The following is a 22,502-nucleotide window of genomic DNA, read 5'->3' on the forward strand; positions in this document are numbered from 1 at the left end:
GCTCATAACGATCAAGGATGATCCATGTCACTGCCTGTATTTGCACCGGTTTCCCCCGCGGAACTGGAAGCCCGTTTGCGTTTGCATCGCTTGCCGGAACTCGGCCCGGCGCGTTTCAAGAAATTGCTTGAGGCGTTTGGCTCGGCCTCCAGCGCCATCAGCGCGCCGGCCAGTGCCTGGCGTGCGCTCGGTTTGCCGCTCGTGTGCTCAGAAGCCCGGCGCTCCAGTGAGATCCGCGATGGCGCGAGTCACGCATTGGCCTGGCTAGAGCGTTCGGGCCAGCATTTACTGATGTGGGACCAGCCTGACTACCCGGCGCTGCTGGCAGAAATCAGCGACGCACCGCCGCTGTTATTCGTGGCGGGCGATCCGGGTATTCTGGAAAAACCGCAATTGGCGATGGTCGGTAGCCGTCGCGCTTCGCGGCCAGGCATGGACACCGCCGCCGCGTTTTCCCGCAGTTTGGCCAGCGCCGGTTTCGTGATTACCAGCGGCCTGGCCCTGGGCATCGATGCCGCCGCGCACCAGGCGGCTCTGGACGTTGGCGGGCGAACGGTAGGTGTCCTTGGCACGGGACTTGAAAAGTTTTATCCACAGCGCAATCGACGCCTGGCGGATGCCATGATTGCGTCGGGCAGCGCGGTGCTTTCGGAGTTCCCGCTGGACGCCGGCCCCAGCGCCAGCAACTTCCCACGGCGTAACCGAATCATCAGCGGTTTGTCCCTCGGCGTGCTGGTGGTCGAGGCCAGTGTCGCCAGCGGATCATTGATCACGGCAAGGTTGGCGGCGGAGCAAGGTCGCGAGGTATATGCGATTCCGGGTTCGATTCATCATCCCGGTGCGCGCGGCTGTCATCAGTTGATTCGCGACGGTGCGGTGTTGGTGGAGACCATCGAGCACATCCTCGAAGCCTTGCGCGGTTGGCAACGGTTGCCGTTATCCACAGAGGCGACGTCGGCTGTGACGAGCCACCCGCTGCTGTCGCTGCTCCATGCGGCGCCTCACACCAGTGAAGCGCTGGCTGACAGCAGTGGCTGGACCTTGCCGAAAGTGCTGGCGGCGTTGACGGAGCTGGAAATGGACGGCCAGGCAGTCTGCGAAAATGGGCGCTGGTTTGCGCGGGTAAGCTAGGTTTTATAATGAAGATCGGTAAACTGCGCAGAGCCTTATTCCGGAGAGTTTTTCATGGTTAACAGTTGGCGTGTGCAACAAGCCGCACGAGCCATTCGCGCAGGCGCGGTGATTGCCTACCCAACCGAAGCTGTCTGGGGTCTGGGGTGCGACCCGTGGGACGAAGAGGCGGTCTATCGTCTGCTGGCGATCAAGGGGCGGTCGGTGGAAAAAGGGTTGATTCTGGTGGCCGACAACATTCGCCAGTTCGACTTCCTCTTCGAAGACTTTCCTGAATTGTGGATGGATCGCATGGCCAGCACCTGGCCAGGGCCGAACACCTGGCTGGTGCCGCATCAGAATATGTTGCCGCAGTGGATTACCGGCGTGCATGAAACGGTGGCGTTGCGGGTCAGCGATCACCCGCAGGTGCGGGATTTGTGCGCGTTGGTCGGGCCGTTGGTGTCGACTTCCGCCAACCCACAGGGCCGACCGGCAGCGCGGTCACGGATTCGTATCGAGCAGTACTTCCGTGGGCAGCTTGATTTGGTGTTGGGCGGGAATCTGGGTGGGCGCAAGAACCCGAGCGTGATTCGCGACGTGGCGACTGGCAAGGTTCTGCGCCCGGATTGAGACTGCGTCATCGTTCTTCGCGGGCAAGCCTCGCTCCTACAGGTCGGTCGACACAACCGAGATCCTGTAGGAGCGAGGCTTGCCCGCGAAGGCGTCCTCAAGGCAACAAAACAGTCGAACCCGTCGTGCGCCGCGCCGACAACTCGGTCTGCGCCTTCGCCGCTTCAGCCAGCGGGTACTTGTGGCTGATATCCACGTTCAGCTTGCCGCTGATGATCATCTCAAACAGCTCATCTGCCATACGCTGCAGGTTTTCAGCGTTGTTGGCGTAGGTCGCCAGGGTCGGCCGGGTCACGTACAGCGAACCCTTCGCCGACAGAATCCCCAGATTCACCCCCTCCACCGCACCCGAGGCATTACCAAAACTCACCACCAAGCCACGCGGCGAAACGCTATCGAGCGACGTCAGCCAGGTGTCCTTGCCGACGCCGTCGTACACCACCGGGACTTTTTTCCCGTCGGTCAATTCCAGCACGCGTTGGGCGACGTTTTCATGGCTGTAATCGATGGTCGCCCAGGCGCCGTTGGCCTTGGCCAGCGCGGCTTTCTCCGGCGAGCTGACGGTGCCGATCAACTTCACGCCCAAGGCCTTGGCCCATTGGCAGGCCAGCGAACCGACACCACCGGCGGCGGCGTGGAACAGGATGGTTTCGCCACCCTTCAGCTCATAGGTCTGACGCAACAGGTACTGCACGGTCAGGCCCTTGAGCATCACACCGGCCGCTTGTTCGAAGCTGATGGCGTCCGGCAGAAGCACCAGATTGGCCTCCGGCAAGACGTGAACATCGCTGTAGGCGCCCAACGGTCCGCTGCCATACGCCACGCGATCGCCGACCTTGAAGCGGGTGACTTCACTGCCGACCGCCTCGACCACGCCCGCACCTTCCGAGCCCAGGCCCGATGGCAAGGCCGGGAGCGGATAGAGGCCGCTGCGGTAATAGGTGTCGATGAAGTTCAGGCCGATGGCCTTGTTGGTCACGCGTACCTGCTGCGGGCCGGGCTCGGCGGGCTGGTAATCCACATACTCGAGCACTTCAGGGCCGCCATGGGCACGGAACTGGATACGCTTAGCCATCTGCCTACTCCTTGGGTCATGTTTCTTGGGATATAAGACGAAGCGCCCTATCGAACGCCTAACCTTGATCTTCGTCAACTGCGAAGGGTCGACCTGCGATGGTATGCTACGCGCCCATTTGCGCCGGCCCCCGCTTCAATGGCGCCCGCGTAGCTTTGCCCGATTCAAGGTGATGCCATGACTACCCGCACCGAGGCCGTAAAAGCCTACCTGCTCGACCTGCAAGACCGCATTTGCGCTGCCCTGGAAGCCGAGGACGGTGGCACGCGTTTCGTCGAAGATGCCTGGACCCGGCCTGCCGGTGGTGGCGGTCGCACGCGGGTGATCGAAAACGGCACGGTCATCGAAAAGGGCGGCGTCAACTTTTCCCACGTGTTTGGCAGCGGTCTCCCACCGTCCGCCAGCGCCCATCGACCAGAACTGGCCGGTCGAGGCTTCGAAGCGCTGGGCGTGTCGCTGGTGATCCACCCGCACAACCCGCACGTGCCGACTTCCCACGCCAACGTGCGCTTTTTCATCGCTGAAAAAGAAGGTGAAGAACCGGTCTGGTGGTTCGGCGGCGGCTTCGACCTGACCCCTTATTACGGCAACGTCGAGGACTGCGTGCATTGGCACCGCGTCGCCGAACAGGCCTGCGCGCCGTTCGGCCCGGACGTTTACTCGCGCTACAAGGCCTGGTGCGACAGCTACTTCCACATCAAGCATCGCCACGAGCCACGGGGCATCGGCGGCCTGTTTTTCGATGACTTGAACGAGTGGGACTTCGACACCAGCTTCGCGTTCATGCGCGCCATCGGTGACGCCTACATCGACGCCTACCTGCCGATTGTGCAGCGCCGCAAAAATGAGGCGTTCAGCGCCAGGCAGCGCGAATTTCAGGAATTCCGCCGTGGCCGCTACGTCGAGTTCAACCTGGTCTACGACCGTGGCACGCTGTTCGGCTTGCAATCGGGCGGGCGTACCGAGTCGATCCTCATGTCGCTGCCCCCGCAAGTTCGCTGGAGCTATGACTGGAAAGCCGAGCCGGGCAGCGAAGAAGCACGGCTGACCGAGTACTTCCTGCAAGATCGCGATTGGTTGGCCGAGGCCTGAACGAGGAATCCCGATGGACCGTTACGTCGTATTTGGTAACCCGATTGGCCACAGCAAGTCGCCGCTGATCCATCGTCTGTTCGCCGAGCAAACCGCTCAGGCATTGGACTACAGCACTTCGTTGGCGCCGCTTGACGACTTTTCCGACTTTGCCCGGGCTTTTTTCCTCGAAGGTCGTGGGGCGAATGTGACGGTGCCGTTCAAGGAAGAGGCCTATCGGCTGGCGAACAGCCTGACGGCGCGGGCGCAGCGGGCCGGTGCGGTGAACACCTTGAGCAAACAGGCGGATGGCAGTCTGCTGGGCGACAACACCGACGGCGCCGGGTTGGTTCGGGACCTGACGGTCAACGCCGGTTTCAGCCTCAAGGGCAAACGCATCCTGTTGCTGGGCGCCGGCGGCGCGGTGCGTGGTGCTCTGGAGCCGTTGCTGGCGGAACAGCCGGCGTCGGTGATCATCGCCAACCGCACGGTGGAAAAAGCCGAGTTGCTGGCGGAATTGTTTTCTGACCTGGGCCCGGTGTCGGCCAGTGGTTTCGACTGGCTGCGGGAGTCGGTGGACCTGATCATCAATGCGACCTCCGCGAGCCTGACAGGCGAAGTACCGCCGATTGCCAGCAGCTTGATCGAGCCGGGCAAGACGGTGTGCTACGACATGATGTACGGCAAGGAACCGACCTCGTTCTGCCGCTGGGCCAGCGAGCATGGGGCTGCGGTGTCGATGGACGGGTTGGGGATGTTGGCCGAGCAAGCGGCTGAGGCGTTTTATCTGTGGCGTGGTGTGCGCCCGGATACCGCGCCGGTACTGGCCGAACTCCGCCGCCAACTCGCCGCATAACCCTGTAGGAGCGAGGCTTGCCCGCGAAGGCGTCCTCAGGTACGCCAAAAGCTTCGCGGGCAAGCCTCGCTCCTACAGGGGCGGTGTTTTAGTCTTCGAAGCGGATCGGGCATTTCTCCGCGCCTTCCAGCTTGCGCAACTCTTCCACCACCGGTGGCCGCGCCCCGCGCAGGGTCAGGCTGCGATCCTGCCGCAGCAGCCGTCGCGCTTCCTGGTGCAGCATTTCCACCCCCGAATAGTCGATGAAGTTGATCTGCTGCGCCTCAATCACCACTCGGGCGCCGTGCATCCGTTGCAGGCGCACTTGCAAGTAATGGCTGGCGCCGAAAAAAATTGAGCCGCCGACCCGCAGAATGTCTTCATCGCCGTCGCGCCAATGTTGTACCCGAGGTTGCGAGGTGCGCTTGAGGTAGAAGAACAGCGACGCCAGCACCCCGGCATAGATCGCCGTCTGCAATTCCAGCAGCAGCGTGGCGACACAGGTCAGCGCCATGACCAGGAACTCGGCGCGGCTGACCCGCAACAACGCGCGAATGCCGCGATGGTCCACCAAGCCCCAGGCGATCAACAGAATGCTCCCGGCCATCGCCGGAATCGGAATGTGCGCGATCAAATTCGCACCGAAGATGGCGAACAACGCCACCCACAATGCCGAAAAGACCCCGGCCATCGGTGAGCAGGCCCCCGCTTCATAACTCAGGCCCGAGCGGGTGAAGGAACCGGCTGACAAGGAGCCGGAAAAAAACGCACCGACCATGTTCGATAATCCTTGGGCGCGAACTTCCTGATTGGCGTCGAGCAGTTGCTGCGAACGGGCCGACAAGGAACGGGCAATCGACAGGCTCGTCACCAGTCCGAGCATCCCGACCGCCACCGCACTGGGCAGCAGACGCAGGATCAGGTCCAGATCCAGCGGCAACGGACTGAACGGTGGCAGGCGACCGACAAACGCGCTGACCAGTTTCACGTGCCCGAACATGGCAGGCCAGAACCAGACCAGCAGCCCGCCCAGGACCAGGGTCATCAACAGCGTCGGCCAGCGCGGCAGCAGTAATTTCAGGGTCACGCCCACCACGACAGTGGCCAGTCCCAGCAACAGCGAAGGTTTATCCACGGCGCCGAGATGCCTGAGCACCATCAGAAAGCTGTCCAGCGCGGTGGCCTGGTTCGGCAAGTCCAGCCCCAGCAGGTTGGGCAATTGGCCGATGGCAATTACCACTGCCGCGCCGAGGGTGAACCCCAGCACCACCGAGTGAGAGACGAAGTTCACCAGGGCGCCGAACCGCAGTAAACCCAACAGCCACTGGAAAATGCCGGCGAGCAGCGTCAGCAAGAGGATCAGGGTGACGTAGTCCTCGGACGCGGGAACGGCCAGAGGACTGACACTGGCGTAGAGCACGATGGAAATCGCCGCCGTCGGACCACAGATCAGATGCCACGACGAACCCCAGAGGCAGGCGATCAGTACCGGGATAATCGCGGCGTACAGGCCGTATTCGGGTGGGAGACCGGCGATCAGGGCGTAGGCAATGGACTGCGGTAACGCGAGAATCGCGCCGCTCAGGCCGACGATCAAGTCACGACCGACGCTGGCGCGGGTCTGCCGGGGTAACCAGGCGAGGAATGGGAAGAGTGAATGGCGGCTGGGGAAGGCCATGAGTCCTCTCGGGTGGGATTTTGCGCAAGGGTATCAGGACAGAACGATTCCTTCCCTCTGTAGGAGCGAGGCTCGCCCGCGAAGCTTTTGGCGTACTCAAAGACGCCTTCGCGGGCAAGCCTCGCTCCTACAAGGGTTGGTTAGAGTTTGGCTTTGACCGCCGGCAATGCATCCTTGCCATCCACGGTCTTCACGCCATCCAGCCATTTATCCAGCACCGCCGGATTGGCCTTGATCCACGCCTTGGCCGCATCGGCATTGCTGACCTTTTTGTTCACCACCTCGGCCATGATGCTGTTTTCCATCTCCTGGGTGAAGCTCAGGTTGGTCAGCAGTTTGCCAACGTTCGGGCAGGCCTGTGCATAACCTTTGCGAGTCAGGGTATGCACGCTGCCAGTATCGCCGAAGTATTTCTCGCCGCCTTTCAGGTAATGCATTTTCAGTTGCACGTTCATCGGGTGCGGGGTCCAGCCGAGGAAGGTCACGAACTTCTGTTTTTTCACCGCGCGAGACACTTCGGCCAGCATCGCCTGCTCACTGGACTCAACCAGCTTCCACTGGCCCATGTCGAAATCGTTCTTCTTGATGATCTCTTGCAGCGAAATATTCGCCGGTGCGCCCGAACCGATGCCGTAGATCTTTTTGTCGAACTTGTCGGCGAATTTGTTCAAGTCGGCAAAGTTATGCACACCCGCGTCCCAGACGTAGTCCGGGACCGCCAGGGTGAATTCGGTGCCGTCGAGGTTTTTCGCCAGTTGCGTGACCTCACCCGTGGCCACGAACTTGTCGTAGAAGCCCTGCTGTGCCGGCATCCAGTTACCCAGGAACACATCAACCTGGCCATCCTTGAGCCCGCCAAAGGTGATCGGCACCGCCAGGGTGTCGACCTTGGCCTTGTAGCCCATGCCGTCCAGCAGAAACCCGGTGATGGCGTTGGTCGCGGCGATATCGCTCCAGCCAGGGTCGGCCATTTTCACCGTTTCGCAGCTCTGATCGGCATACGCCGATGCACTGCCCAGAGCGAGCAGCCCGACCGTCAGTACTGTGGATAACCTTTGCATGGACTTCCCCTTAACATTATTGGTTTTGGCAGGGTTGTGGATAACGTGCTTTACGCTCCAGATCGTCGAGGTCGATGTGGTTGCGCATATACTGCTGACTGGCGTCCACCAGCGGCTGGTGATCCCAGCTCTTCAGCTTGCCGATGGTCAACGCATCGGCAACGAAACGTCGGCGCCGCTGGCTGGCCAGCACCTGTTGATGAATCGCTGGAATATCCCATTTGGCCCGCGCTTCGGCGAGAAAGTCCTCGAAAAGCGGCCGATGTTGCGGCGAATGACTGAGTTCTTCCTGTTCGCGCGGATCATTGTGTACATCGAAGAGTAGGCAAGGGTCGTCTTCGCTGTAGATGAATTTGTAAGCGCCGCGACGGATCATCATCAGCGGGCTGATGGTGCCTTCGGCCATGTATTCGCCAAACACTTCATCGTGACCGCCCTGCCCTTGCAGGTGCGAAACCAGCGAACGACCGTCCAGCGGCAAACCCGGCTCCAGCGAGCCGCCGGCCAATTCGACGAAGGTTGGCAACAAGTCGGCGGTCGAAACCGCGGCACTGACCCGGCCTGCGCCGAATTGCCCCGGGGCACTTATCAACAGGGGCACACGGGCGGCCATTTCGTACCAGTGCATTTTGTACCAGAGCCCGCGCTCGCCCAGCATGTCGCCATGGTCGCCGGAGAAGACGATGATGGTGTCGTCGATCAGCCCGGTATCTTCGAGTGTTTGCAGGAGTTTGCCGACGTTGCTGTCGATATAACTGCATGCTCCGAAGTAGGCTCGGCGCGCGTCCCGAATCTTATCCACAGGCAGCGGTTTATCCCACAGGTCGTAAACCTTCAGTAAACGCTGGGAATGTGGATCGAGATCGGTTTGTGCCGGTGTTACGGGCAACGGGATCTCCGCGTCGTCGTACAGGTCCCAAAAGGCCTTGGGAATCGTGTACGGGTCGTGTGGGTGCGTCATCGAGACGGTCAGGCAGAACGGCTGATCGCCATCCTCGCGGATATGGTCGAACAGATACTGCTGGGCCTTGAACACCACCTCTTCGTCGAAATCCAGCTGATTGGTGCGCACGCATGGCCCGGCTTGCAGCACCGACGACATATTGTGGTACCAGGTCGGACGCACATCGGGCTCGTCCCAGTTCACCGACCAACCGTAATCGGCCGGGTAAATGTCGCTGGTCAGGCGTTCTTCATAGCCGTGCAACTGATCGGGGCCGCAAAAGTGCATCTTGCCTGACAGCGCGGTGCGGTAACCGAGTCGACGCAGGTAATGGGCATAGGTCGGAACATCGGCGGGGAAATCGGCGGCGTTATCGTAGGCGCCGATCTTGCTCGGCAGCTGACCGCTGACCAGGGTGAAACGCGACGGCGCGCACAGTGGACTGTTGCAATAAGCGGCGTCGAACACCACACCTTCGGCGGCGAGGCGGCTGAGATTAGGCAATTTGATGGGCGAAGGGCCGTAGAACGGCAACTTTGGCGCGGCCATCTGATCGGCCATGATGAAAAGAATATTCTTGCGCTTCATGTGATCGCGGCATTCCATAGTGAATATTTATGCGAGAGTGCTGCGATCGAGCATGTAGCCCATGCCTTTTGTGGTAAAGCCCCTGCGCGGCAATGACTAGGATAAGCACAGCTTATGTATGACGCCCTTGGTGATTTGTCTCTGGATTTGCTTCGTGCTTTCGAAGCGGCGGCCCGTCAGCGCAGCTTCACGGCGGCTGCGGTGGAGCTCGGAACGACGCAACCGGCGATCAGCCAGCAGATCAAGCGGTTGGAAGAACAACTGGGCATACGGCTGTTCGACCGCATCTATCGCGGCATTGAATTGACCGAGGCCGGGACGATTCTTTTCGAGCAGGTTCAGCTCGGTTTGCAGAATATCGACGCAGGGTTAAGCGCGATCAGTGCACAGCATCAACATGAAGTGCTGCAGGTCGCCACCGATTTCGCCTTCGCCGCGTATTGGCTGATGCCACGCCTCCATCGTTTTCACGCAGCCAATCCGCAAGTCGACGTCAGCCTGGTTACCAGCGAGCGCAGCCTTAATATGCTGCGCACCGATATCGATGTGGCGGTGTTGTTTGGCGACGGCCGATTCAAGCAAGGCGAAAGCCACTGGCTGTTCAGCGAAGAAGTGTTTCCGGTGTGCAGCCCGCTGCTGTTGAAGGATCGTCCGCTGCCCCTGTCGGCCCAGTCATTGTTGGAATTCCCCTTGCTGCACCTGCGTGGGGAAAACAGCAGCAACTGGTTCGACTGGAGCGGCGTATTTCGCGAACTGGGGATAACTTCTGCACCTGCGCCGGGCCAGTTGCGCTTCGACAATTACACCTTGCTGATTCAAGCGGCGATTGGTGGGCAAGGCGTGGCGATTGGCTGGCGGCACCTTGTGGATAACTTGCTGGCGCAAGGTTTGTTGTGTCGGCCGATTGCGGAAACGGTGATGTCCAGGCTGGGCTATTACGTGGTATTGCCCCAGCGCAAACGGCGTGGGGCGTTGATTCAACAGTTTGTCGATTGGTTGATGGCCGAGCAGGCGAGCAGTGCGCAATCGCTCAATGGCTTGCCGCTGCCTTCGATTGCCATTTAAGGCTCTGAAGTCGCCACGAAATTCACGTGCTCACCCACATGCAGGTTCAACCGCAGCTCATCGGCAATCCCCACCGCGACGCGATTCAGCCGCTCAAGCGGTTCGGCCAGGCCCGACTCCAGGCTGCTGCTGACATGGCTGAAATGCTCGATCGTCAGCCCCGGCACCCCGCGCGGTGCGTTCACCAGGGTCCAGTGCAAGGTGCTGCTTTGCAGGGCTTCGCGGATTTCCTCGGCGGCGTGGCGCTGCAACTGATCCTCTATTTCCGGATCGTCCAGCAACTCGAAATCCCCCACCAGAAACAATCGGGCAATGCCCGCCGCCTGCATGCCCTCGATCAGCGCATCCACGGCCAGCACCTGTTCGACCGGGCCTGGCACGATGGTTTTTTCCACATGCTCGCTGTTGAATGGCAACCCGGGCGCGTCCAGCAGGCAAATAACCGCCGAACTGCCCGCGACGCTTTGCTTCACGCGTTCGGCATCAAACAAATCGCCGGTCTTGGCCCGCAAACCCGGGCGCGGCGCCAGCGCTGTCAGGTCATCGAGAATCGCGATCACTTCATGTTGGCGCCGTAGCATTTCAGCCATCAGCGCACTGCCCAGGCTACTCATGGCACCATAAAGCACCACTTTCACCACTGGGGTTTCTGCATTTTTCATGGCTGGCTCCGTTCTTTCCTGCGTATATGGCGTGTGACCAATGGGAAACGGTGGCGGTTCGACCGGGTTTTTGAGGGGTTTCAGATGCAAGCGATCAAGGGCTACCACGCCCATGTCTATTTTAACGCCAGCACGATTGATCAGGCGCGAGCCTTGTGCGAGCAAGCGGCGCAATTGTTCCCGCTGAAGATGGGCCGCGTACACGAACGCCCGGTGGGTCCGCACCCTGACTGGAGCTGCCAACTGGCGTTCGAGCCGCAATACATTGGCGACGTACTGCCGTGGCTGGCGCTCAATCGCAAGGGCCTGGTGGTGTTCCTGCACCCGGACACCGGTGACGACCTGCTCGATCACACCGAGCATGCGATCTGGATGGGCGCGATTCGGCCACTGAATCTGTCTATTTTCTGATCAGATGCTTTCTTCGGCTTCGCCCGGCAAGTGCTCGTCGAGGTGCAGCCAGGGTAAACGGCTGTCCGTCCAGATGTGGCGTTCGGCCGGCGCCTGTTCCGGGTGATCGAGGGTGGCGATGGTCACATCGATGGTCTCGGGACTGAGGCGTGTGACCAGCGCCAGCTGCGCGCCACAGTTCGGGCAGAAATAGCGCACGCAGGGTGCAGAAGATTCGTACTGCGCGGGTGTTCCTTTCATCCATTCAAAGGTCGACAACGGCACGGTGATCCAGGTCGTGACGATTCCGCCGCTGACCCGCCGGCAAATCGAGCAATGGCAATGGGCGATGTCGCGCAACGGGCCACTGAATTGATAGCGCAGTTGCCCGCAGTGGCAGCCGCCGGTATGAAATTCGCTCATTCCGTTTCCTCCTGATGCGTATGTTCCGGCGCCTTCGCGAGCAAGCCCGCTCCCACATTGGTTTTGCGTACGCCACAAATCCAGTGTGGGAGCGGGCTTGCTCGCGAAGATATCAACTCGGTCTACCTCCCTGCCCCGGTCCGACGACCGGTTGTACATCCGGTCAATGCTTTCACCAGCGAAAGCTGGGTGAAAGCTTCCCCGATTAGGATCGCCCTCACTGCCGGCAACAGACCGGTTGGCCAAAGCGAGTGTTTGATTGCTCGCCCGGTCCATTTAACAACAACAATGGTGATCCTGATGTCCTTTGCAACCCGCCGCTTCGCCGCCACTCCGCCCATACGCCTCGCGCTTCCCGTTCTGCGCTGACCCACCCGGTTCGCCCATTCCCTAGCCGCGCTATGCCTGGAGTATTCCCATGCTGACTTTCCTTGGCTTCGCCATGGTCATCACGTTCATGTTCCTGATCATGACCAAGCGCCTGTCCGCGCTGATCGCCCTGATCATCATCCCGATCCTTTTTGCCCTGTTCGGCGGTTTTGCCCCGAAAATCGGCCCGATGATGCTCGAAGGCATCACCAAGCTCGCACCGACCGGTGTGATGCTGATGTTCGCCATTCTGTATTTCGCCCTGATGATCGACTCGGGCCTGTTCGACCCGGCCGTGCGCAAGATTCTCAAACTGGTCAAGGGCGACCCGTTGAAGGTGTCGGTCGGCACCGCCGTGCTGGCGCTCGTCGTTTCCCTCGATGGTGACGGCGCGACCACTTACATGATCTGCGTGGCCGCCATGCTGCCGCTCTACAGCCGTATCGGCATGAGCCCGCGGATCATGGCCGGCCTGATCATCCTCGCCGGTGGCGTGATGAACATGACCCCGTGGGGTGGCCCGACCGCCCGTGCGGCCAGTGCGCTGCATGTGGACCCGTCCGATATTTTCGTGCCGATGATTCCAGCGATGCTGGCCGGCGTGGTGGCGATCCTGGCGATTGCCTACTTCTACGGTAAACGTGAGCGTGCTCGCCTCGGTGAACTGCACCTGGTGGGCGATGAAGTCGATCACAGCGAAATCAGTGTGTCGCAGTTCCCGGATGCCCGTCGTCCGAATCTGATCTGGTTCAACGGCGCGCTGACCCTGGCGCTGATGTGCACCTTGATCGCCGGCCTGTTGCCGCTGCCGGTGCTGTTCATGGTGGCGTTCAGTATCGCGATGATCGTCAACTATCCTTGCCTGCAACAACAGAAGGATCGCGTCGCGGCCCACGCCGGCAGCGTGCTGGCGGTGGTCGGGTTGATCTTTGCCGCGGGTATTTTCACTGGCATTCTGTCGGGCACCGGCATGGTCGATGCGATGTCGAAAAGCCTGTTGGCGGTGATCCCGGATTTCCTCGGCCCGTACCTGGCCGTGATCACGGCGCTGGTGAGCATGCCGTTCACCTTCTTCATGTCCAACGATGCATTTTATTACGGCGTGTTACCGGTACTTGCCGAAGCAGCCAGTCACTACGGTATAACCGCGGTAGAAATGGCACGTGCCTCGATCGTCGGTCAGCCCGTCCACTTGTTGAGCCCGCTGGTACCATCGACCTACTTGTTGGTGGCCCTGGCCGGTATCGATTTCGGTGATCACCAGCGCTTCACCCTGAAGTGGGCAGTGCTGGTGTGCATGTGCATACTGGTTGCCGCGTTGCTGATGGGGATTTTTCCGATGTTCAGCACTCTATAAGCCCAAGACTCACCATGACGGGTCCAGGCTTTGCTGTTTGAAGCCCGGGCCCTTCGTGGTTTAACAATCGCTCAAAGGAATACACATGGAATGGCTGACCAACCCTGAAATCTGGGTTGCCTTCTTCACCCTGACCGCCCTGGAAATCGTCCTGGGTATCGACAACATCATCATGATCTCGATCCTGGTCAGCCGCATGCCCAAGCACATGCAGGCGCGCACCCGGATTTTCGGCCTGGCGCTGGCGATGATCACGCGGATTCTGTTGTTGCTGTCCATCACTTGGGTCATGCGCCTCACCGCGGACCTGTTCGAAGTGTTCGGCCAGGGTATTTCCGGGCGTGACCTGATCCTGTTCTTCGGTGGTCTGTTCCTGTTGTGGAAGAGCTCGCAAGAGATGTACCACGCGCTGGAAGGCGAGGATGAAACCAGCGAAGAGCCGAACGTCAAGGGCGGCAACTTCCTCTACACCATCATTCAGATCGCGATCATCGACATCGTGTTCTCGCTGGATTCGGTCATCACCGCGGTGGGCATGGTGTCCCACGTACCGGTCATGGTCGCGGCGATCATCGTTGCCGTGCTGGTGATGATGTGGGCGTCGGGCACCATCAGCGAGTTCATCGACAAGCACCCGTCGCTGAAGATGCTGGCGCTGGCGTTCCTGTTGATCGTCGGTACCGTGCTGATTGCCGAATCCTTCGACGTGCATGTGCCGAAAGGCTACGTCTACTTCGCGATGGCGTTCTCGCTGGCAGTGGAAGCGATCAACATCAAGATGCGCACCGCGATCGCGAAAAAGAAGAAGCAGCAGGATCCGGTGAAACTGCGCAAGGACATTCCAGGGCAGTAAGCCGCCTGTCCTTCAAATAATACGCAAAACCTGTGGGAGCGGGCTTGCTCGCGAAGACGGAGTACCAGACGACATCAATGTCGTCTGATACAACGCTTTCGCGAGCAAGCCCGCTCCCACATTGGTTTTCAGTCTCGGCGAAGAACCTGTTTTCATGACAGTTTTGTTTCAATCACTTCTTTAGCTATGCGATGCTGGCGCCCAGACCGTTAGCCAACTACAGCTTAAGTACAGAACGTAGAACGTCGCGCGGCACCGTCAACTTGCCCCTTTGGGGCGCTACCACCACAGGGGGCCTGCATGCTCACCCTGCTCAATTTATTATCTGCCGTGGCCTTGTTGATTTGGGGCACGCACATCGTCCGAACCGGCATCTTGCGGGTCTACGGTTCCAACCTGCGCCACGTGATCGCCCAGAACATGTCCAGGCGCTGGCTGGCCTTCATTTCCGGGATCGTCGTGACGGCGATGGTCCAGAGCAGCAACGCCACCGCCATGCTCGTCACCTCGTTTGTCGGTCAAGGCCTGATGGCGCTGACGCCCGCGCTGGCGACCATGCTCGGCGCGGATGTCGGTACCGCACTGATGGCGCGGGTGCTGACCTTCGACCTGTCGTGGCTGTCGCCGCTGCTGATCTTCCTCGGGGTGATTTTCTTCCTGTCCCGCAAGCAGACCCGCCTGGGCCAGATGGGCCGTGTCAGTATCGGCCTGGGGCTGATCATTCTGGCGCTGCAATTGATCGTCGAAGCCGCGGCACCGATCACTCACGCGCAAGGCGTGAAGGTGATTTTCGCTTCCCTGACCGGCGACATCCTCCTCGATGCCTTGGTCGGCGCGCTGTTCGCGATGATTTCCTACTCCAGCCTGGCCGCCGTTTTGCTGACCGCGACCCTGGCGGGTGCCGCCGTGATCAGTCTGCCGGTGGCCATCGGCCTGGTGATCGGTGCGAACATTGGCAGCGGCGTGCTCGCCTTTCTCAGCACCAGCATGCAGAACGCTGCCGGCCGCCAAGTGGCGCTGGGCAGCCTGCTGTACAAGTTGATCGGCCTGCTGCTGATCATTCCGGTGCTCGACCCGTTGGTGCACTGGATCGACAGCCTGGATTTCAGCCCTCAGGAAATGGTCATCGGCTTCCACCTGCTCTACAACACTGCTCGCTGCCTGATCTTGCTGCCGAGCGTCGGGCCGATGGCCAGGTTTTGTGCGTGGGTATTGCCGGAGCGCCCGCAAGTCAACGGCATGGCCAAACCCCGTCACCTTGATCCGACCGCGTTGGTCACGCCCAGCCTGGCGCTGGCCAATGCGGCCCGGGAAACCCTGCGCATGGGCGACCTGATCGACAACATGCTCGAAGCCATGCTCGACGTGCTGCACGGCAAGCAAACCGCCGTGACCCAGGAAATGCGCCGCCTGACCGATGATGTCGAAGCGCTCTACAGCGCGATCAAACTCTATCTGGCACAAATGCCCCGGGAAGACCTCAGCGATCAGGACAGCCGCCGTTGGGCGGAAATCATCGAACTGGCGATCAACCTCAAACTGGCCAGCGACTTGATCGAACGCATGCTGCGCAAGGTCCAGCAGCAGAAAACCTCGCAACGCCGGTCGTTTTCCCAGGTCGGCCTGGAAGAATTGGCGGGACTGCAAGGCCAGTTGATCTCCAACCTGCGCCTTGGGTTGTCGGTGTTCCTCAGTGCCGACAAGGAAAGTGCCCGTCAGTTGCTGCGTGAGAAACGTCGCTTTCGTGCACAGGAACGCCGCCTGGCCCACGCTCATGTCAGCCGATTGCAACGTAAGATCGTGCAGAGTATCGAGACCAGTTCGCTGCACCTGGAGTTGATTGCCGACATGAAGCGTCTGAACTCGCTGTTCTGCAGCAGTGCGTATGTCGTGCTGGAAACGTCCGACACCGGCGCGCTGGCCGTCGACGATTTGGCTGACATCACACATTCGCCTTGAACGTCTGGCAGTGTGGTCAGTCAGTACTACTGATTCAGTTTTGCGGCCATTCGCGAGCAAGCCCGCTCCCACATTGGATGTTGTGAACAACACAGATCCAATGTGGGAGCGGGCTTGCTCGCGAAGACGGCCTGACTGATGACACGGATCTCCAATCAGCCGTATGGAAGCTTGCTATGCGTTGTCTGTTGTTCGCCTGTCTGTTGCTGGGTTCCTTGCCTTCGTTTGCCCTGGATCGCTTCCAGGTCGAGGGCTATACGCTGCCCAATGGTCTGCAAATGCTGCTCAAACCGGGCACCGAGCGCGGGCATGTGGCGATTCGACTGGTGGTCGGCGTCGGCCTGGATGATTTCAGCTGCGCTGATAAAGAGCTGCCGCACCTGCTCGAACACCTGCTGTTCAGCGGCATCGACGCCAGCGGTGAAGGTGGCCTGGAAGAGCGCATGCAAGCCCTGGGCGGCGAGTGGAACGCCTACACCAGCAACGCCGACACCACCTTCGTCATCGAAGCCCCGGCGAAAAACCAGCGCAAGGTGCTCGACCTGTTGCTGGCGCTGCTGACCCAGACCCGATTCGACGACAATGCGATCAACGCCGCCAAGCAAGTGGTCGAGCGCGAGGACGGTGGTCATTACTCGCACCTGCAACGCTGGCTGGACCGTCAGGACCTGGGCCACTCGGCGAGTAATCAACTGGCGGTGGAACTGGGCCTCAAATGCCCCGAGCGCGCACAAGTCGAGCACCTGACCCGAGAGCAACTGGAAAAGGTGCGCCAGGACTGGTACGCGCCGAACAACATGACGCTGATTGTGGTGGGTGATCTCGAACGTGTGCTGCCGGCCTATCTGGAACGGGCCTATGGCGCGCTTCAGGCGATCGATCCCACCGAGCACCTGCCTCTGCCGGAAATCAAGGCCAGCGCGGCCCATGAGCGCAGCCTGATCCACGGTTTCGTCGGCGGCGGGGCCAAGTTGCACTGGCTGGTGCCGGAACCGGTGCTGGAAGACCAGCACGACGAAACCTTCGACCTGCTCAAGGACTATCTGGACTGGGCGCTCTATCGCCAGTTGCGACTCGCGCATGGTTTGTCCTACGGCCCCTGGGCCGAACGCGAGGTATTCGGTGGCGTCGGCTTCATGAGCTTAAACGCCGACCTTGAGCGGGACGACGTGGCCGAGGCTGAAGGTGTGCTGGACGATTTGAAGGCCGGGTTGCTCAAGGACGGTCTCAATGTCGACACCTTCAACCGCCTCAAGCAGGCCGCCATCGCCCGCCAGGCCTGGGCCGTGCAAGGCAACAGCGCGCTGGCCGATTACTACTGGGGCGCCATTGGCGACTACGAGGACGGCCGCTTCGCCGACCCGGCCAAGGAACTGCAAGGCGTGACACTGGACGAGGCCAACAAAGCGATGCGCGAGCTGCTCCTGCAACCGGGGTATTTGCGAATCGAGAAGCCGTTGATGAGTTATGACCAGCTGCTATGGTTGGGCGTTGGCGTGCTTGGGCTCGTCATACTGATGTTGCTGGCATGGCGCCTACACCGCAGAACATCGCGAACCGTGTAGCAACTGCTGTGTTCGGCCCTGTAGGAGCTGTCGAGCTTGCGAGGCTGCGATCGGCTGCGCAGCAGTCGTAAATCCTGAGCACGTGGTTTTCCTGATACACCGCATTGCCTGATTTCACGACTGCTGCGCAGCCGATCGCAGCCTCGCAAGCTCGACAGCTCCTACAGGGGTTTGTGATCGGACCGCAGCCCCTCGCCACACCGCTTTGCCAGCGGTACTCTGTCGAGGATTTTTCCTACGACTAGTGCGAACCGCCGAATGCCTACCCTGACCCTGTACGTCCAGCGCATCCTGGAATTGATGAAGCGCTATCCGGGGGTCATTGCGCTCGGTGGTTTCATTTCCGGGGTCGGCAGTTTCATTCTGGTGGATCGCCAGCAAGGCCTGGCGACCTGGATCACCATCATCATGGTGCTCAGCTGGATCTGGCTGATGCTGGAAAACAGCCTGACCAAGCTGTTCGCCAGAATCTTCAAGCGCGAAATTCCCCAGCCCCTGCTGCGTTACGCCACGCAGATGATCCACCAGGAAAGCCTGTTCTTCGTCCTGCCGTTCTTTTTCATCACCACCACCTGGAACAGCGGCCAACTGTTCTTCACCGGGCTGCTGGGCATTGCCGCGCTGATTTCCATCGTCGACCCGCTCTACTACAAATGGCTGGCGCCACGGCGCTGGGCGTTCCTCGCGTTGCACACGCTGACGCTGTTCGCCGCGCTGTTGACCGCCCTGCCCGTCATCCTGCACCTGACCACCTCGCAGAGCTTCAAACTGGCCCTGGGCATCGCCGTGCTGCTGTCGTTCCCGAGCCTGGCGTCGATCTTCCCGATCCGCACCGTGCGCAACGCCTTGGCGATTCTCAGCATCACCCTGGGCATCGGCGCCCTCGGCTGGGTGCTGCGCTCGTGGGTGCCGCCGGCGACGCTGTGGATGACCGACGTGGCGATCAGCACGCAACTGCAGGACCGCACGCCGGGCAAGAGTCTGGATGAAGTCAGCGTCGAGCAGATTCGCGGTGACGGGCTGTACGCCTACACCGCGATCAACGCCCCGCGCGGTCTGGACGAGCGGATCTATCACGTGTGGCAGTTCAACGGCAAAGAGGTCGACCGCATCCCGCTGGACATCCACGGCGGGCGCAAGGAAGGCTACCGGGCCTGGACCCACAAAACCAATTTCCCCGGCAACCCCGCCGGCAAATGGCAGGTTCGCGTGCTCACCGAGGACGGTCAGGTCATCGGTGTGTTGCGCTTCAAGGTCAAGGACAGCACGCCGATCAAAGAAAAGTAAGGCGGTTCGTGCTATTACGTAGAGCTGCGTAGTAGCCGAACAAGCACGGAGCTTATGACCAGCAGCACAATCGCCGGCAATGCCCAGCTAGACACCTCTCACTCGCCTGCTCAACTGCGGGTCACGGGTGACTGGACGCTTGCCCACTACGCCGACCTCAAGCACCTGAGCGAAACGCTCCACGGTCAATACACCGACAGCACCCACATCGACCTCAACGGCCTCGGCGCACTCGACACCGCCGGCGCCTCGTTGCTGGTGGAGTTGCTCGGTTCCGAGCGTTTGGGGCGCTCCGCCGAACATCCCGATTGCACCCTGTCCTCTGCCGACCGCGCCTTGTTGCAGACCGTCTACTGTTCGCTCACTGACTTCTGCGTACCGATCAAGGAACCGGAAATCAGCGTCGGCATTCAACTGCTGACGCGCATCGGCCGCGCGGTCGACACGGTCTGGCAGGACACCCTGCAGTTGCTGGGTTTCGTCGGCCTGATCCTCGAAACCATCGCCCGTGGGCTGTTTCGCCCCAAGCGCTGGCGCATCACGCCGATGGTCGCGCACATCGAACAGACCGGCCTCGACGCCGCGCCCATCGTCGCCCTGCTGACCTTTCTGGTGGGCGCGGTGGTGGCGTTCCTCGGGGCGACGGTGCTCGCCAGTTTCGGTGCGAGCATCTTCACCGTGGACCTCGTCGCCTTCTCCTTCCTGCGCGAATTCGGCGTGTTGCTGACCGCGATCCTGATGGCCGGCCGCACCGCCAGTGCGTTCACCGCGCAGATCGGCTCGATGAAGGCCAACGAAGAAATCGACGCGATCCGCACCTTGGGCCTCGACCCGATGGAGTTGCTGGTGGTGCCGCGCGTGCTGGCGCTGCTGGTGGCGCTGCCGATGCTGACCTTTCTGGCGATGGTCTCGGGGATTATCGGCGGTGGCGTGGTCTGCGCCGTGGCGCTGGATATCTCGCCGGCGATGTTCCTCTCGCTGCTGCAAACCGACATCGGCGTTCAACACTTTCTGGTGGGGATCGTCAAAGCGCCGATCTTCGCGTTCCTGATCGCTGCGATTGGCTGTCTTGAAGGCTTCAAGGTCAGTGGCAGCGCCGAGTCCGTGGGCGCGCACACCACGTCGAGCGTGGTCCAGTCGATTTTCGTGGTGATCGTGCTCGACGCCGTGGCCGCGCTGTTTTGTATGGAGATGGGCTGGTGAGTCGTCTACCCCGAGCGCCCTCCGAGGCGGTGATCGAAGTCCGTGGTTTGTGCAATCGCTTTGGTCGCCAGAGCGTACACGAGAACCTCGATCTGGATTTGTACAAGGGCGAAATCCTCGCCGTGGTCGGCGGTTCCGGCAGCGGCAAATCGGTGTTACTGCGCAGCATCGTCGGCTTGCGTCAGCCGAGCGAAGGGCTGGTGAAGGTCTTTGGCAAAAACTTGCCGACGCTGTCCGAGCACGAGCGCTCGATGGTCGAACGACGCTTCGGCGTGCTGTTCCAGAAAGGCGCGCTGTTCTCTTCGCTGACCGTCACCGAAAACGTCGCCCTGCCCCTGATCGAACACGCCGGTCTGAGCCGCAACGATGCCGAGCATCTGGCGGCGGTGAAAATGGCCCTGGCCGGCTTACCGCTGTCGGCGGCAGACAAGTACCCGGCTTCGCTGTCCGGCGGCATGATCAAGCGTGCGGCCCTTGCCCGGGCGCTGGCGCTGGACCCGGACATTCTGTTTCTCGACGAACCCACGGCTGGCCTGGACCCGATCGGCGCCGCAGCGTTCGATCAACTGATCCTGACCCTGCGCGATGCCTTGGGCCTGAGCGTGTTTCTGGTGACCCACGACCTCGACACGCTCTACACCATCACCGACCGGGTGGCGGTGCTGGCGCAGAAAAAAGTGTTGGTCGCCGACGCCATCGACAAGGTGTCGGAAACCGACGACGCGTGGATTCACGAATACTTCCATGGCCCTCGCGGCCGCGCGGCGCTGACGGCCGCTCAACAGCTCAACGAGGTCTGACATGGAAACCCGAGCCCATCATGTATTGATCGGCCTGTTCACCGTGATTGTGGTGGCGGGCGCCCTGCTCTTCGGTTTATGGCTGGCCAAGTCCAGTGTCGACACCGAGTTCAAGGATTACGAAGTCGTCTTCAACGAGGCGGTCAGCGGCCTGTCCAAGGGCAGTGCCGTGCAGTACAGCGGGATCAAGGTCGGCGACGTGGTGACCCTGCGTCTGGACCCGAAAGACCCGCGCCGGGTGTTGGCGCGGATTCGTCTGGGCGGTGATACGCCGATCAAGGAAGACACCCAGGCGATCCTGGCGCTGACCGGCATCACCGGCACCTCGATCATCCAGCTCAGCGGCGGAACCCCGCAGAGTCCGAAACTCAAGGGCAAGGACGGCAACCTGCCGGTGATCGTGGCATCGCCCTCGCCCATCGCCCGCCTGCTGAACGACAGTGGCGATCTGGTGGCCGGGGTGAACATGCTGATGCATAACGCCAATCAGATGTTTTCCACGGAGAACGTCGAACGCATCAGCAAGACCCTGGAACACCTGGAGCAAACCACCGGCACCATCGCCGACCAGCGCGGCGACATCCGCCAGGCCATGCAGCAACTGGGCGCCGTCGGCAAGCAGGCCTCGGCCACCCTCGAACAGACCGCCGCGCTGATGCGCAATGCCAACGGCCTGCTCAACGATCAGGGCCAGCAGATGTTCGGCAGTGCCGAGCAGGCGATGAAGTCGCTGGAACAGAGCAGCGCGACCATCAACAAACTGCTCACGAGCAATCAGGATTCGCTCAACAGCGGCCTGCAGGGCCTCAATGGCCTGGCCCCGGCGGTGCGTGAGCTGCGTGAAACCCTGACCTCGCTGCGCGCCATCTCTCAGCGCCTGGAGGCCAACCCCAGCGGCTACTTGCTGGGCAGCGACAAGAACAAGGAATTCACCCCATGAAGCTGACCCACTTCGCCCTCCTCGCCAGCTTCACGCTGATCAGCGCGTGTTCGATCCTGCCCAAGTCCGAACCGTTCGACGTCTATCGATTGCCCTCGGCGCAAAGCAGCCCGTCGGCCAGTCACGCGACGCCGCAGCGCTGGTCGTTGCGCCTGAACAAACCCCAGGCCAGCGAAGCGTTGAACAACTCGAACATCGCCGTCATTCCCCAGGGCGACGTGATCAGCAGCTACAAGGGCTCACGCTGGAGCGACCCGGCGCCGGTACTGCTGCGCAATCGTCTGCTGGATGGTTTCCAGCGTGACGGGCGGGTGACGCTGTTGAGTACTGATGACAGCAATTTCCAGGCGGATTTGGAGCTGGGCGGGAGTTTGCAGGCGTTCCAGACCGAATACCAAGGCTCGAGCGCTGGCGTGGTGGTGCGGCTGGATGCGTTGCTGGTGCGCGGTTATGACCAGCGAATCCTCGCCAGCCGCCGCTTTGAAGTGCGTCAGCCGCTGAGTGACGTGAAAGTACCGGCGGTGGTCGCCGGGTTTGGCCAGGCGAGTGACCAATTAACCGCGCAAGTGGTGAGTTGGGCGGTCGAACAAGGCCAGAAAGTCGCCCCGCCCCCAAGACCTTAAAGTCCTGCACAG

Annotated in this window: 21 protein-coding genes; 15 read left to right on the forward strand and 6 right to left on the reverse strand. The window is 61.0% G+C overall.

Going from position 1 to position 22,502, the window contains the following annotated elements; all coding sequences use genetic code 11:
* Positions 1–24: 24 nt before the first annotated feature.
* Complete coding sequence (gene dprA / locus ACIPL2_RS23645; RefSeq protein WP_401360333.1) at positions 25–1,131, forward strand: DNA-processing protein DprA; 1,107 nt, start codon at positions 25–27, stop codon at positions 1,129–1,131.
* A 54-nt stretch (positions 1,132–1,185) separates the two neighbouring features.
* Positions 1,186–1,743: an L-threonylcarbamoyladenylate synthase gene (locus tag ACIPL2_RS23650; RefSeq protein ID WP_401360335.1), complete on the forward strand. Its 558-nt coding sequence runs from the start codon at positions 1,186–1,188 to the stop codon at positions 1,741–1,743.
* Between the two features lie 97 nt (positions 1,744–1,840).
* On the opposite strand, the gene ACIPL2_RS23655 is transcribed toward ACIPL2_RS23650, so the two are convergent.
* A complete protein-coding gene (locus tag ACIPL2_RS23655) occupies positions 1,841–2,818 on the reverse strand; it encodes an NADPH:quinone reductase (protein ID WP_401360337.1) in 978 nt (325 codons plus the stop codon).
* Between the two features lie 177 nt (positions 2,819–2,995).
* On the opposite strand from ACIPL2_RS23655, the gene hemF reads away from it, so the two are divergent.
* The gene (hemF, locus tag ACIPL2_RS23660; protein WP_401360339.1) at positions 2,996–3,910 is read left to right on the forward strand and encodes an oxygen-dependent coproporphyrinogen oxidase; all 915 of its coding nucleotides are present in this window, start codon (positions 2,996–2,998) and stop codon (positions 3,908–3,910) included.
* Positions 3,911–3,923: 13 nt separating this feature from the next.
* On the forward strand, positions 3,924–4,745 hold the full coding sequence (aroE, locus tag ACIPL2_RS23665) for a shikimate dehydrogenase (protein WP_401360341.1): 822 nt from the start codon (positions 3,924–3,926) through the stop codon (positions 4,743–4,745).
* 88 nt (positions 4,746–4,833) lie between these two features.
* Here aroE and ACIPL2_RS23670 read toward each other — a convergent pair whose 3' ends face one another.
* The 3 genes from ACIPL2_RS23670 to betC all read right to left on the reverse strand — a co-directional run bounded on the left by ACIPL2_RS23670 (position 4,834) and on the right by betC (position 8,994).
* Complete coding sequence (locus tag ACIPL2_RS23670) at positions 4,834–6,402, reverse strand: SulP family inorganic anion transporter (protein ID WP_401360343.1); 1,569 nt, start codon at positions 6,400–6,402, stop codon at positions 4,834–4,836.
* 140 nt (positions 6,403–6,542) lie between these two features.
* Positions 6,543–7,463, reverse strand: a complete 921-nt coding sequence (gene choX, locus ACIPL2_RS23675) for a choline ABC transporter substrate-binding protein (RefSeq protein ID WP_401360345.1) — start codon at positions 7,461–7,463, stop codon at positions 6,543–6,545.
* Between the two features lie 16 nt (positions 7,464–7,479).
* The gene (betC, locus tag ACIPL2_RS23680) at positions 7,480–8,994 is read right to left on the reverse strand and encodes a choline-sulfatase (protein WP_401360347.1); all 1,515 of its coding nucleotides are present in this window, start codon (positions 8,992–8,994) and stop codon (positions 7,480–7,482) included.
* Between the two features lie 114 nt (positions 8,995–9,108).
* On the opposite strand from betC, the gene ACIPL2_RS23685 reads away from it, so the two are divergent.
* A complete protein-coding gene (locus ACIPL2_RS23685; RefSeq protein WP_401360349.1) occupies positions 9,109–10,059 on the forward strand; it encodes a choline sulfate utilization transcriptional regulator in 951 nt (316 codons plus the stop codon).
* Here ACIPL2_RS23685 and ACIPL2_RS23690 read toward each other — a convergent pair.
* Complete coding sequence (locus ACIPL2_RS23690; protein ID WP_401360351.1) at positions 10,056–10,721, reverse strand: NAD(P)-dependent oxidoreductase; 666 nt, start codon at positions 10,719–10,721, stop codon at positions 10,056–10,058. The genes ACIPL2_RS23685 and ACIPL2_RS23690 overlap by 4 nt on opposite strands.
* 84 nt (positions 10,722–10,805) lie before the next feature.
* Here ACIPL2_RS23690 and ACIPL2_RS23695 point away from each other — a divergent pair, with 84 nt between their 5' ends.
* Positions 10,806–11,132, forward strand: coding sequence for a DOPA 4,5-dioxygenase family protein (locus tag ACIPL2_RS23695; protein ID WP_401360353.1), 327 nt, complete (start codon positions 10,806–10,808; stop codon positions 11,130–11,132).
* On the opposite strand, the gene ACIPL2_RS23700 is transcribed toward ACIPL2_RS23695, so the two are convergent.
* Positions 11,133–11,534 (reverse strand): GFA family protein, encoded by a 402-nt coding sequence (locus tag ACIPL2_RS23700; protein ID WP_401360355.1) that lies wholly within the window; start codon positions 11,532–11,534, stop codon positions 11,133–11,135.
* A 418-nt stretch (positions 11,535–11,952) separates the two neighbouring features.
* On the opposite strand from ACIPL2_RS23700, the gene ACIPL2_RS23705 reads away from it, so the two are divergent.
* From ACIPL2_RS23705 to ACIPL2_RS23745, 9 genes are all read left to right on the forward strand, one after another.
* Positions 11,953–13,260 (forward strand): CitMHS family transporter, encoded by a 1,308-nt coding sequence (locus ACIPL2_RS23705; RefSeq protein ID WP_401360357.1) that lies wholly within the window; start codon positions 11,953–11,955, stop codon positions 13,258–13,260.
* Between the two features lie 85 nt (positions 13,261–13,345).
* Positions 13,346–14,113 carry a TerC family protein gene (locus ACIPL2_RS23710; RefSeq protein WP_401360359.1) on the forward strand — a complete coding sequence of 256 codons (768 nt, stop codon included), beginning with the start codon at positions 13,346–13,348 and terminating at the stop codon, positions 14,111–14,113.
* A gap of 300 nt (positions 14,114–14,413) precedes the next feature.
* Positions 14,414–16,072, forward strand: a complete 1,659-nt coding sequence (locus tag ACIPL2_RS23715; protein ID WP_401360361.1) for a Na/Pi cotransporter family protein — start codon at positions 14,414–14,416, stop codon at positions 16,070–16,072.
* Between the two features lie 176 nt (positions 16,073–16,248).
* A complete protein-coding gene (locus tag ACIPL2_RS23720; RefSeq protein ID WP_401360363.1) occupies positions 16,249–17,637 on the forward strand; it encodes a M16 family metallopeptidase in 1,389 nt (462 codons plus the stop codon).
* 258 nt (positions 17,638–17,895) lie between these two features.
* On the forward strand, positions 17,896–18,924 hold the full coding sequence (locus tag ACIPL2_RS23725; protein ID WP_401360365.1) for a DUF5924 family protein: 1,029 nt from the start codon (positions 17,896–17,898) through the stop codon (positions 18,922–18,924).
* A gap of 54 nt (positions 18,925–18,978) precedes the next feature.
* The gene (locus ACIPL2_RS23730) at positions 18,979–20,127 is read left to right on the forward strand and encodes an MlaE family lipid ABC transporter permease subunit (protein ID WP_401360367.1); all 1,149 of its coding nucleotides are present in this window, start codon (positions 18,979–18,981) and stop codon (positions 20,125–20,127) included.
* On the forward strand, positions 20,124–20,927 hold the full coding sequence (locus ACIPL2_RS23735) for an ABC transporter ATP-binding protein (RefSeq protein WP_401360369.1): 804 nt from the start codon (positions 20,124–20,126) through the stop codon (positions 20,925–20,927). The genes ACIPL2_RS23730 and ACIPL2_RS23735 overlap by 4 nt, the downstream gene beginning before the upstream one ends.
* A 1-nt stretch (position 20,928) precedes the next feature.
* Positions 20,929–21,867: an MlaD family protein gene (locus ACIPL2_RS23740; protein WP_401360371.1), complete on the forward strand. Its 939-nt coding sequence runs from the start codon at positions 20,929–20,931 to the stop codon at positions 21,865–21,867.
* Positions 21,864–22,490 carry an ABC-type transport auxiliary lipoprotein family protein gene (locus ACIPL2_RS23745; protein ID WP_401360373.1) on the forward strand — a complete coding sequence of 209 codons (627 nt, stop codon included), beginning with the start codon at positions 21,864–21,866 and terminating at the stop codon, positions 22,488–22,490. Before ACIPL2_RS23740 ends, ACIPL2_RS23745 begins: the two co-directional genes overlap by 4 nt.
* Positions 22,491–22,502: the final 12 nt, after the last annotated feature.

The sequence above is a fragment of the Pseudomonas sp. NPDC086251 genome, from assembly GCF_044746405.1.
GTDB lineage: Bacteria > Pseudomonadota > Gammaproteobacteria > Pseudomonadales > Pseudomonadaceae > Aquipseudomonas.